Genomic DNA, 10,983 nt, shown 5'->3' with positions numbered 1-10,983 from the left:
GATTGTGATCCGGATTTTGAAAAAAGTTCTTTTTTTGAAAAGCTTTTTATGCTAATTTTGGGTACGTCAAAAGAATCATAAAAACAGCACTGGTGCTATTTAAAAAGATTTTTTGTAATTTTAACATATCAATATACTTCTGGCAATTTTATTTTAGAGAAATGACAAATCCAAAAAAATCCGTTAAGAAAGGTCCATTAGATGATGAGGCACAGGACAAAGAAATGACTGATGAAAATTCATTTGATCCAATTGAAAAAAAGAAAACATTTGAAGACGATGATGATGATGACTTTGACCTGCCGTTAGATGATTTAGATACATTTGACGACTTTGATGACGATGACGATAATTACTAAATAGCATTCTCCATATAAGCATCTTTGAGATGCTTTTTTTTTTATTATAAGATTAGAATAAATGCATATAATTCCTGTTGCTGACAGTCAGACAAAAAAAGAGTTTCTAAAAGTACCATTGCTTATTTATAAAGAAGACAAAAATTGGATCTGCCCGCTGAATCAGGATGTTGAAAAAACATTTGATGCGCATAAAAATCCCTTTTTTAAACACGGTTCATGTACCAGATGGATATTGAAGGATGACAATGGCCATCTGATAGGGAGAATCGCTGCGTTTATCAATGAGAAAAAAGCCTATCAATATGAACAGCCAACCGGTGGTGTTGGATTCTTTGAGTGTATTAACGATCAGTCCGCCGCATTTAAACTTTTCGATACCGCAAAAGAATGGCTGGCAGCACGCGGAATGGCGGCTATGGACGGTCCAATCAATTTTGGTGAAAATGATATGTTCTGGGGATTGCTTGTCGAAGGCTTCACGCCCCCTTCTTACGGAATGAATTACAATCCGGCATACTATCAGTCATTTTTTGATAATTATGGCTTTACAACCGCTTATCAGCAAATTACGAATCACCTGGCTGTCAAAAAACCATTTCCCGAACGTTTCACTAAAATTGCCACCTGGGTCTCTAATAAGCCAGGTTATACTTTTGAGCACTTTTCGAAAAAGAATCCGGACAAATATGTAGCAGATCTGATGGAGATTTATAATGATGGCTGGAAAGATTTCGAAAACTTTGTTCCTATTAAAAAAGAAACGCTTCTGGAGAGTTTCAAACAGATGGAGACCATAATGGATGAAAAGTTAATTTGGTTCGCTTACCTGAACGGAGAACCCGCTTCTTTTGTAGTTATCATACCTGATGCTAATCAAATGATAAAAGATTTTAAAGGAAACCTGGGACTGATAGAAAAACTTAAATTCGTTTATCGCCGGTGGAAAGGCGTAAACCGGATGCGTGCAATAGTGATGGGGACTAAATCTGCTTACCAGAAACATGGCCTTGAGTCGGCATTGTTTATTAAGCTGAAGGAATATGTGCTGCCTATGGACCAGTATGATGAACTGGAATTATCGTGGGTAGGTGATTTTAATGATAAGATGCTTTCTATTCATGAAGCAACAGGTGCCACTTTTGGAAAGCGGCACCTGACGATGCATAAGTCCTTCTCTTAGAGAGGGACTATTTTTCTCTGATCTCTTCGTAAAGATCGATTACTTTTTTCTGCAATTTAATGATCTCTTCTTCTCTCAAAGAAAGTTTAGCTTTAAGATTATTGATCTCCTCAAAATTTACCGACTGTGGATTTTCACCTTCTTTGGAGATGATATCCATAGTTGAAACTTCAAATAGATTTGCAATCTGAGCAAGTCTTGAAATGTTGATATCTGTAATACCTGTTTCAATTTTAGAGAAAGCAGGGATTGAGATGTTAAGCCTTTTGGCTACTTCGCCTTGGCTCCAGCCATTTTTCTGGCGAAGTTGTCTGATGTTTTTACCGATAATGTTCATTACTATAAATTTAGGTGTGTTTGTTCTTTTAAGTATTCAACTCGCGTGCCAGTTTAACCAGGTCCATTCCTCCAAAGTTACCTGAGCTCATCAGTAATAAGTTGGTATCTTTGAAATCTAAATCTCTTAAATAGGCTTCAAGCTTAGTCACATCATTGAAAAAAGTCAACCCCGGGCTATTAAATGCTGTTCGAACATCTATGTCGCTAAATGGTGTCACTTTTTTCTGTTGAAATGTTTTTTCGTCTATATATACGACAGAAAGGTCTGCACGGATCATAGAGTTTTCATATTGCAACAAAAAATTTTTATTTAAACTACTAAACGTGTGTAATTCCACACATGCCACCAGCTTCCTTTCCTCAAACTGTGACTTTACTGCCTCAATTGTAGCCTTCAATTTTGAGGGAGAATGTGCAAAATCTTTATAAATATTTGAATTATTTTCAGAATGAAGTAACTCCAGTCTGCGGGATGCCCCCTTAAAGGAAACAATAGCAACATTGAATTGCTCTGTTGTAATTCCCAATGCGCTGCAAACCAGTTTCGCTGCACTTAAATTCATCAGGTTATGGTCACCGAAAATTTTCAAAGGCAGTTTTTCAGGCATCAACTGGGTTATTCCGTCATGAATCTCATAATCGGGTAAAGTATACCCTATTTTTTCGACCGCCGAATTGTTTTTATTAACGACATCAACAAGATCCTCATCAGCATTACAATAAATAAGTTTGCCGTCAGCCTGAATAGTATCAATAAATAAATCAAACTGAAGCTTATAATCTTCATAAGTAGGAAATACATTGATATGATCCCAGGCAACTCCACTGATTACACCGATGTCTGCCTTGTAAAGATGGAACTTCGGTCGCCTGTCAATAGGGGATGCCAGGTATTCATCTCCTTCAATGATGATAACAGGTGCTGAATCGGTCACTTTGACCATGGTATCAAAACCTTCCAGTTGTGCTCCTACGAGGTAATCAAAATCTTTCCCGTGTACATTTAAAACATGCAGGATCATTGACGTGATAGTGGTTTTACCATGGCTTCCGCCAATGACTACACGCTGTTTATCTTTTGTCTGTTCATAAATATACTCAGGATAGGAATAAATTTTCAGTCCTAAAGCCTGTGCTTTAACCAGCTCAGGGTTATCTAAAAGTGCATGCATGCCCAGGATAACTGCGTCGAGATCCTGAGTAATATTTTGCTCATCCCAGCCCATTTTAGCAGGCAAGATGCCGTAACTGGCCAGTCTGCTCTTGGAGGGTTCAAAAATAGCATCATCAGAACCGGTTACAATAAACCCTTTTTTATGTAAAGCTATTGCAAGATTATGCATTGCACTTCCACCAACAGCTATAAAATGTATACGCATATCAAAAAATAAAGCAATTTAATATATTATCAATTAAGCTTTTTTAAATTGTGCTGCTACCCAGTCCCCAATCTTCTTATGGTCGCAATAATTAATTTGGAATGCTTCGCAAGCATCTTTAATCATTTGCAGGTCTGGCGCCTCATAAAATCCGCTGAAGAAAATCAATCCGCCGGTTTTTAACACCTCTGCATAGACAGGTATCTGATCCAGCAGAATATTACGGTTAATATTTGCAAGGATAATATCATAATTATGCGCAGGAATAACTTCTTTTCCGCCGCAAATTGCAATAATATTATCAATATTGTTTAATTCTGTGTTTTCTATTGCACTCAGATAACAAACCTCATCATTATCGATAGCAGTTAGCTCCCTTGCACCTTTTTTTGAAGCGAGTATAGCAAGGATACCGGTTCCACAGCCCATATCAAGAATAGACTGTCCCTTAACATCAGTATCCAGGATGTATTGCATCATCATCGTTGTAGTTTGATGGTGACCAGTACCGAATGCCATTTTAGGATCTATGACTATTTCATATTGATATTGCGGCTGGGGTTCGTGAAAGGTAGCCCTTACATAACAGCTGTCATCAACAATAAGAGGTTCAAAGTTTTTCTCCCACTCTTCATTCCAGTTCTCCGCTTCAATTTCTGTTACTGTGTAACTGTATTCAAATTCGTCTTCAAACTGAACCAGCACATCGTTAAGATGCATATGGCTGTAGGAGTCTTCATCTATAAAAGCAGCAAATCCCTTGTGTGTGTCTTCGAATGTATTAAATCCGATATCAGCAAGTTCATTTATAAATAAATCCTGCTGATATTCTTTGATATTAATAAAACTAAATATGACTTTGATATACTGCATTAAGCATTAAATGTTTTAACGATATCTGCAAAATCACGTGATTTAAGAGAAGCACCGCCTATCAGTCCGCCATCTATATCTTTCTGCGCGAATAATTCTGCCGCATTTTTTGGATTACAGCTTCCGCCATACAAAATTGAAGTATCTTCAGCAACCTCTTCACCATATCTGTAAACCAGCTCTGATCTGATAAAAGCATGAACTTCCTGTGCCTGCTCTGCAGTCGCAGTTAAACCGGTGCCTATCGCCCATACGGGTTCATATGCAATCACTACTTTAGCAAAATCTGCTTCATCCAAGCCAAAAACGCCATTTTCCAGCTGACCTTTTAAGATTTCAAAAAAGTTGCCATTATTTCTTTCGTCTAATGTTTCCCCTATGCAAAAAAGAGGGATTAAACCGTGTGCAAGTGCAATTTTCGTTTTTTCCGCTAATAAAGCATCACTTTCTGCAAAATACTGACGTCGTTCAGAGTGTCCGATAATTACGTATTCACACCCAACAGATTTAATCATTTTAGCAGAAATTTCTCCTGTAAATGCACCACTTTCATTCTGGTGGCAGTTCTGGGCACCAATTTTAACTGTATCACCACCTAATTTTGACAAGCTGTTTAAATGAATGAAAGGCGCACAAATTACGGCAATCTGGTCACCCTTTTTTTCATCTCTTACAATGTTTACGATTTCTGAGAACAGAGATATGCCTTCTGCATAATCTGTATTCATTTTCCAATTGCCAGCTACTATTTTCTTTCTCATATTATATTATTGTGATTAATTCTCACATGGCCTGGCAGACTAAAAGTGCCTGTAGCGCCTTGTTAATTCAAAAACTTCGGTTAATATATCTTTTTCTACTTGATTAAAGTCAATATTTCTGCGTTCATATACTTTTTCTGTTGTTTCGAACATTTTTTCAAGGCTATAGGCCTCAAAACCATGTGCACCGCCCCAGGCAAAGTCGGGAATAAAGTTCCTCGGATAACCAGCACCAAATACATTCGCACTAACGCCCACAACTGTTCCCGTATTAAACATGGTATTGATCCCGCATTTCGCATGATCTGCCATAATCAATCCGCAAAACTGCAATCCGGTCTTTCTGAAAGTTTCCGTAGGATAATCCCAGAGTTTAACCTCCGCATAATTATTTTTTAGGTTTGAGTTATTACTGTCTGCACCGATATTACACCATTGTCCCATTACCGCATTGCCAAGATAACCTTCATGTCCTTTAGAAGAATATCCCCATATGACGGCATTGTTTATCTCTCCCCCTACCCGGCTGAAGGGGCCAATGGTTGTCTGTCCATATATTTTACTGCCCATCTTTATCTGCGAATTTCCACACAATGCAAAAGAGCCCCTGATATGACAGCCTTCCCAAACCTGAGCATTTTCACCGAGATAAATAGGACCATTTAAAGTATTGAAAGTAGAACATTCAGCTTCTACACCTTCTTCAATAAAAATATGATCACCCAGCACTGTATTGGTACCGCTCAATGCAGCAGAGCTTCTTCCTTTGGTCAGCAATTCAAAATCCTTGCGCAGTTCGGCATCGTTGAATTTAAAAATATCTTCAGGAAATACGATTCGTGTAAAAGATGAAGTAAACTGTACCGGCTTGAGCTGACTGACATCCGCTAAAGTAAGATATTGACTATTTCCCGGTTTATAGGCAATCACCAATCCATCCTTCATCAGGACCTCCCCGGCATTCATTGAAGAGACAGCATCATAAAGGGATGCATCTGGACAGACAGCACTATTGATATAAGTGTCTGCATTGCTGCTTTCAGGATACTTGGCGGATAAATAAGGAGCAGTACGATATCCCGCAACGTTATCGCTATACTTATTCCACTTCTCGGCAATCGTCAGAATTCCTATTCGCAGATCTGCAACTGGCCTCGTAAAAGTGAGCGGACGAAGCGTGATCCATGCACTATCATCAAATAGATTAATTATCATAAGCTACAAAAATAAAAAAAGTCCCGAAGCATTGGCTACGGGACTTTAAAATAATTTCTTTAACAAGTAGAACTATTTCTTAGCGTAACGGGTTTTGAATTTATCGATACGACCTGCAGTATCTACAAGTTTCATTTTACCAGTATAAAAAGGGTGAGATGTATGAGAGATCTCTAATTTGTATAGAGGATACTCGTTACCATCTTCCCAAGTTGTAGTTTCTTTCGTATCAACGCAAGATTTAGTTAGGAAAGAGTACTCGTTAGACATATCTTTAAATACTACGAATCTATAGTTTGATGGGTGAAGATCTTTTTTCATATGAATATATACTTATTTGTCGCTTATTTTGAAGGATGCAAATATCCTAATTATATTTTTTATTTACAACAATTAATGAAAAATTATGAACTATACTTTTTTCTGGTCTCTACTTTCTGTCTTTGCCGGCTAATATATTCGTCTGCAATCACTTCCGCTGAAGGCAATTGAGAACGGCTAACCAGCAGGGACTTCAGCCTATCTTCATCAACATCAGCACGATACAAAATATTCATCATTTTTGAGATATCATTATCAAGTAACCATGAAAAAGCATAAATCATTTTTTCACGAAGCTGGTCTGCTGATATTTCCTCCTCCAGTTCGAAGTCATTTCCTATAATCCTGCTCAGCGCTTTTAAATCTTCCATCTTATTCTATGTTGAGTTCCTGACAAATTTCAACCAGTACTCCGCCTGTACCTTTGGGATGAACAAAACAAACAAGCTTGTTATCTGCTCCCATTTTTGGCTCTTCGTTCAGCAGCGTAAAACCTTCATTTTTTAACCTGACCATTTCTGCGAGGATATCGTCTACCTGGAAGGCGATATGATGGATCCCCTCTCCTTTTTTAGCAATAAAACCGGCGATTGCACTCTCGTTTGTAGTAGCCTGCAGGAGCTCAATTTTACTTTCTCCTGTCCTGAAAAATGCAGTATATACCCCTTCTGAAAACACCTGTTCCCTTTTGTAGGGAGTTACACCAAGTAACTTTTCATAGAGGTTGCAGGATAACTCAAGATCCTTAACTGCTATACCAATATGCTCAATTTTATTCATCTTCATCCTATACGTTATACAAATGTAAAAATGCATGCTGTAATAACCTTATGATCGCCGCATATTATTAATGTTGGGCATCTTTTTTCATACCTTTGCATAGATACAAATCATCATATACAATGGAACTTCCTATTTATCTGGACAATAATGCTACTACACCACTTGATCCAAGAGTACTGGAAGTAATGCTGCCTTATTTAACCAGTAAATTCGGAAATGCAGCGAGCCGTAGTCATGCATTTGGATGGGTTGCAGAAGAAGGTGTTGATTATGCCCGTGAGCAGGTAGCTCAATTGGTTGGCTGCACCGATAAAGAGATCATCTTTACTTCTGGTGCTACCGAGGCAGATAACCTCGCTATTAAAGGTGTATTTGAAATGTATCAGGATAAAGGGAATCATATTATCACTACTGCTACAGAACATAAAGCTATTTTAGACACCTGCAAACACCTGGAAAAAGCAGGTGCAAAAGTAACTTATCTCGGGGTTAAAGCGAATGGATTGATAGATCTGGCGGAACTGGAAGCAGCAATGACAGCACAAACTATCCTGGTTACGGTAATGTATGGTAATAATGAGACTGGTGTAATACAGCCAATAAAAGAGATTTCTGCAATTGCGCACAAACACGGAGCACTTTTTATGTCAGACGCCACCCAGGCAGTTGGAAAAATACCTGTAAATGTAGATACTGACGGCATAGACCTCATGGCATTTACAGCACATAAGCTATATGGGCCAAAAGGTGTAGGTGCATTATATGTACGACGTAAAAATCCAAGGGTTAAGTTGACAGCACAACTGGATGGCGGAGGTCATGAGCGGGGCATGCGTTCAGGTACATTAAATGTCCCTGGAATTGTCGGTTTTGGCAAAGCCTGCGAATTGTGCCGCATAGAGATGGCAGAGGAAGCAGAAAGACTGTCAGGATTGAAAAGCAAACTCGAAACCGCATTGACGGGAATAGAAGAAAGTTATGTAAATGGTCACACCGTTCATCGTTTGCCGCATGTGTTAAATATTTCATTCAGACATGTGGAAGGCGAAGCGTTGATGATGGCCATGAAAGATATAGCTGTTTCCTCGGGCTCAGCATGTACTTCGGCTTCCCTGGAACCTTCCTATGTATTAAAAGGCATGGGCTTATCTGATGATCTCGCACATTCTTCTATTCGTTTTGGCTTAGGGAGATTCACTACAGCCGAAGAAATTGATTATACCATTGAAAATACAAAAAAAGCAGTCAGTCACCTCAGAATCCTCTCTCCACAGTGGGAAATGTTCAGGGAGGCTGAAGGAGTAAAATTGATTAAATAACATTATTAATTTATCTGGCATCTTTTTAGCTGTCATTTATTATCATCCTAAAATTAAAGCTATGATCACAATAACCGATAAAGCAAAAACTAAAATTGTCCGTTTGATGGAAGAGTCTGACAAAGGAGAAGGATCATTTTTACGCGTTTCTGTAACGACCGGAGGATGTTCCGGATTATCATATAATATGGATTTTGATACTGAAGCGAAGGCAGACGATCAGTTCTTCGAAGATAAAGGTATCAGGATTGCACTAGACATGAAATCATTTTTATACCTGGCAGGTACCGAGCTTGATTTCACTGTTGGAATAAATGGAAAAGGGTTTAATTTCAACAATCCAAACGCAAGCCGCTCATGTGCATGCGGAGAGAGCTTCTCCGTTTAAAAAATCTTTTTATAATTTAAAGGGGCACTTTTAGTGCCCCTTTTTGTGTTATTGATATAAAAATTTTTATTATTGCCATCGCAAATCAAATATATGGTATCATTTAACGAGTTTTCTACCGTTCCCAGCTTATTGAGAAACGTAGTAGAGAATATTCATCAACCGGAAGAAACCTTTTTAATACATAAAAAGACTGCTGATTGGGAACACATTTCTTTTAAGCAAACCCTTGATCATGCGGATGCGATTGCTGCATTCTTTTTAGAAAAAGGCATTGTTAAAGGAGACCGTATGGGGCTGATGATTGAAAACGGTCCGGATTATGTTTATTATGATCAGGGCATTCAGCAGATTGGTGCGATAAACGTTTCTATCTATCCTACGCTATCAGAGCAGGAAGTCGAATACATTATCAACGACTCGGGCATGAAAGCCATACTGGTAGGCAATACTTTTCTTTATAAAAAGATATTAAAGATAGCTGACAATTGTAAAGAATTGCTTTATATCATTCCTGCTTTTGCAGAATATTCAAAGATAACCATCCCGTCAAATCTGCGTGCCGGAATTATCAGCTTCGCAGACCTGCTCAATCTGGGTAAGGGAATGACGGCACAATACGGATGGAAAATTAAAGAGATCAGAACTGCGCTGCGCCCTTCAGATACCTCTTCGCTTGTTTATACTTCAGGCACAACAGGAACTCCGAAAGGGGTAATGCTTTCTCATAGCAACTTTGTCGAAAATGTGAAAGTATGCCTGGAGCAGATCCCAGTGATCGACGAAACAGAGACATTCCTTTCTTTTCTGCCACTTTCTCATGTGTTTGAACGCACGGCGACTTACCACGTGTGCTGCGCACAAGGTTGTAAAATGGCATTTGCACAAAGTCTTGAACTCCTGGCTAAGAATATGGGAGAGCTCAGGCCAACAGTGATGAACTGCGTACCGCGCCTGCTTGAACGTATTCATGATAAAGCCATTAAAAGCGGAACGGCAGAAGGCGGACTAAAAGCTAAAATATTCCTTTGGGCATTAGCAACTGGTCAGCATTTCAGACAGAAAAAAGAAGCAGGCAGGAATCCTGGCCTGTTCCTTTCAGCGGAGAAAGCAATTGCGGAGAAATTGGTGTTCAGCAAGATTAAAGAGAAAACTGGCGGCAGACTGAAGTTTATGATTTCGGGCGGCGCTGCCCTGCCAAAAAATGTAGGTGAATTTTTCGGCAACCTCGGTATTAAAATCCTGGAAGGTTTTGGTTTAACGGAAACTTCACCGGTAATGGCTGTTACAGAGTTTGACCGCCAGATCTACGGTACTGTTGGCCGCGTTATTCCGGGAATTGAAATCGGCGTACAGGACGTAGAAACCAAAGAAATGATCAACATTCAGACACATGATACATTCGATGAAAATTTTGAGTGTGCTGAGGGTGAAATTATTGTGAGGGGGCATTGTGTGATGCAGGGTTATTTCAATAAACCTGCGGAAACGGCAGAGGCCATCGACAAAAACCACTGGTTCCATACCGGCGATATCGGCAGGTTTTATAAGGGTAATCTGCAGATCACAGACCGTTTAAAAAATATGATCGTTAATGCTTATGGCAAGAATGTATATCCTACCCCGGTAGAAAACGTTTACCTGAAAAGCCTGAAGATTGAGCAGCTGTTTTTAATTGGTGATAAAAGAGAATATCTCACCGCTATTGTCATCCCGAACAGGGAGACCATGCAGGAGAAATTTAACCTGAAGGACGATTACTTCCTGCAACCGGAAGTTTTCATAACTGACCCCGGGATTGTGGAATGGCTGCAGCAGGATATCAGGAAACTATCGAATGAGTTATCAAAATTTGAGCGGATCAAAAATTTCATGGTAAAAAGAAATCCTTTCAGCATGGACGAAGGTGAAATTACCCCTACCATGAAGATAAAGCGCAAAGTAGTTGAAAAGAAATACGCGGACAGCATTAATGAAATGTATAAAGAATCCGTAGAAGCTGATTAGAACTTTCTGCTAAAACACAATCCATTTTACTATTTTTGCAGAAGTATGCCGGATAT

General features: G+C 39.0%; 13 protein-coding genes. 5 read left to right on the top strand and 8 right to left on the bottom strand.

Translation table 11 applies throughout. The features are described from left to right. The first annotated feature begins 161 nt into the window (after window positions 1-161). Complete coding sequence (locus OQX62_RS23540) at window positions 162-359, top strand: hypothetical protein (RefSeq protein ID WP_265834118.1); 198 nt, start codon at window positions 162-164, stop codon at window positions 357-359. A 61-nt stretch (window positions 360-420) separates the two neighbouring features. Further along, a complete protein-coding gene (locus OQX62_RS23535; RefSeq protein ID WP_265834117.1) occupies window positions 421-1,542 on the top strand; it encodes a GNAT family N-acetyltransferase in 1,122 nt (373 codons plus the stop codon). A 7-nt stretch (window positions 1,543-1,549) separates the two neighbouring features. Here OQX62_RS23535 and OQX62_RS23530 read toward each other — a convergent pair whose 3' ends face one another. From OQX62_RS23530 to mce, 8 genes are all read right to left on the bottom strand, one after another. Then, window positions 1,550-1,879 (bottom strand): helix-turn-helix domain-containing protein, encoded by a 330-nt coding sequence (locus tag OQX62_RS23530; protein ID WP_041884843.1) that lies wholly within the window; start codon window positions 1,877-1,879, stop codon window positions 1,550-1,552. Between the two features lie 28 nt (window positions 1,880-1,907). Then, entirely contained in the window at window positions 1,908-3,260 is a 1,353-nt protein-coding gene (locus OQX62_RS23525) for a UDP-N-acetylmuramate--L-alanine ligase (protein ID WP_265834116.1), read from the bottom strand. A gap of 33 nt (window positions 3,261-3,293) precedes the next feature. Then, complete coding sequence (gene prmA, locus OQX62_RS23520; RefSeq protein WP_265834115.1) at window positions 3,294-4,133, bottom strand: 50S ribosomal protein L11 methyltransferase; 840 nt, start codon at window positions 4,131-4,133, stop codon at window positions 3,294-3,296. Continuing rightward, window positions 4,133-4,894 (bottom strand): triose-phosphate isomerase, encoded by a 762-nt coding sequence (gene tpiA, locus OQX62_RS23515; RefSeq protein WP_265834114.1) that lies wholly within the window; start codon window positions 4,892-4,894, stop codon window positions 4,133-4,135. Before tpiA ends, prmA begins: the two co-directional genes overlap by 1 nt. Before the next feature lie 39 nt (window positions 4,895-4,933). Continuing rightward, window positions 4,934-6,109: a GlmU family protein gene (locus OQX62_RS23510; protein ID WP_265834113.1), complete on the bottom strand. Its 1,176-nt coding sequence runs from the start codon at window positions 6,107-6,109 to the stop codon at window positions 4,934-4,936. A gap of 72 nt (window positions 6,110-6,181) precedes the next feature. Then, window positions 6,182-6,430, bottom strand: coding sequence for a type B 50S ribosomal protein L31 (locus tag OQX62_RS23505; protein WP_196858660.1), 249 nt, complete (start codon window positions 6,428-6,430; stop codon window positions 6,182-6,184). A gap of 83 nt (window positions 6,431-6,513) precedes the next feature. Then, on the bottom strand, window positions 6,514-6,801 hold the full coding sequence (locus OQX62_RS23500; RefSeq protein ID WP_265834112.1) for a hypothetical protein: 288 nt from the start codon (window positions 6,799-6,801) through the stop codon (window positions 6,514-6,516). Between the two features lies 1 nt (window position 6,802). After that, window positions 6,803-7,216 carry a methylmalonyl-CoA epimerase gene (mce, locus tag OQX62_RS23495; RefSeq protein ID WP_265834111.1) on the bottom strand — a complete coding sequence of 138 codons (414 nt, stop codon included), beginning with the start codon at window positions 7,214-7,216 and terminating at the stop codon, window positions 6,803-6,805. Between the two features lie 116 nt (window positions 7,217-7,332). On the opposite strand from mce, the gene OQX62_RS23490 reads away from it, so the two are divergent. The 3 genes from OQX62_RS23490 to OQX62_RS23480 all read left to right on the top strand — a co-directional run bounded on the left by OQX62_RS23490 (window position 7,333) and on the right by OQX62_RS23480 (window position 10,927). Continuing rightward, window positions 7,333-8,532, top strand: coding sequence for an IscS subfamily cysteine desulfurase (locus tag OQX62_RS23490; protein ID WP_265834110.1), 1,200 nt, complete (start codon window positions 7,333-7,335; stop codon window positions 8,530-8,532). 61 nt (window positions 8,533-8,593) lie between these two features. Further along, the gene (locus OQX62_RS23485) at window positions 8,594-8,920 is read left to right on the top strand and encodes a HesB/IscA family protein (protein WP_265834109.1); all 327 of its coding nucleotides are present in this window, start codon (window positions 8,594-8,596) and stop codon (window positions 8,918-8,920) included. Between the two features lie 93 nt (window positions 8,921-9,013). After that, on the top strand, window positions 9,014-10,927 hold the full coding sequence (locus OQX62_RS23480) for an AMP-dependent synthetase/ligase (RefSeq protein WP_265834108.1): 1,914 nt from the start codon (window positions 9,014-9,016) through the stop codon (window positions 10,925-10,927). Window positions 10,928-10,983 lie beyond the last annotated feature (56 nt).

It is taken from the genome of Pedobacter sp. MR2016-24, assembly GCF_026239655.1.
In the GTDB taxonomy this organism is placed as follows: domain Bacteria; phylum Bacteroidota; class Bacteroidia; order Sphingobacteriales; family Sphingobacteriaceae; genus Pedobacter.
This window is presented reverse-complemented; position numbering and strand designations above follow the sequence as displayed.

Bases quoted from the DNA above. Each gene is read 5' to 3' on its own strand.
- prmA (WP_265834115.1), bottom strand. From the start codon at position 4,133: ATGCAGTATATCAAAGTCATATTTAGTTTTATTAATATCAAAGAATAT.
- OQX62_RS23540 (WP_265834118.1), top strand. From the start codon at position 162: ATGACAAATCCAAAAAAATCCGTTAAGAAAGGTCCATTAGATGATGAG.
- OQX62_RS23505 (WP_196858660.1), bottom strand. From the start codon at position 6,430: ATGAAAAAAGATCTTCACCCATCAAACTATAGATTCGTAGTATTTAAA.
- OQX62_RS23535 (WP_265834117.1), top strand. From the start codon at position 421: ATGCATATAATTCCTGTTGCTGACAGTCAGACAAAAAAAGAGTTTCTA.
- tpiA (WP_265834114.1), bottom strand. From the start codon at position 4,894: ATGAGAAAGAAAATAGTAGCTGGCAATTGGAAAATGAATACAGATTAT.
- OQX62_RS23485 (WP_265834109.1), top strand. From the start codon at position 8,594: ATGATCACAATAACCGATAAAGCAAAAACTAAAATTGTCCGTTTGATG.
- OQX62_RS23525 (WP_265834116.1), bottom strand. From the start codon at position 3,260: ATGCGTATACATTTTATAGCTGTTGGTGGAAGTGCAATGCATAATCTT.
- OQX62_RS23530 (WP_041884843.1), bottom strand. From the start codon at position 1,879: ATGAACATTATCGGTAAAAACATCAGACAACTTCGCCAGAAAAATGGC.
- OQX62_RS23500 (WP_265834112.1), bottom strand. From the start codon at position 6,801: ATGGAAGATTTAAAAGCGCTGAGCAGGATTATAGGAAATGACTTCGAA.
- OQX62_RS23480 (WP_265834108.1), top strand. From the start codon at position 9,014: ATGGTATCATTTAACGAGTTTTCTACCGTTCCCAGCTTATTGAGAAAC.
- OQX62_RS23510 (WP_265834113.1), bottom strand. From the start codon at position 6,109: ATGATAATTAATCTATTTGATGATAGTGCATGGATCACGCTTCGTCCG.
- mce (WP_265834111.1), bottom strand. From the start codon at position 7,216: ATGAAGATGAATAAAATTGAGCATATTGGTATAGCAGTTAAGGATCTT.
- OQX62_RS23490 (WP_265834110.1), top strand. From the start codon at position 7,333: ATGGAACTTCCTATTTATCTGGACAATAATGCTACTACACCACTTGAT.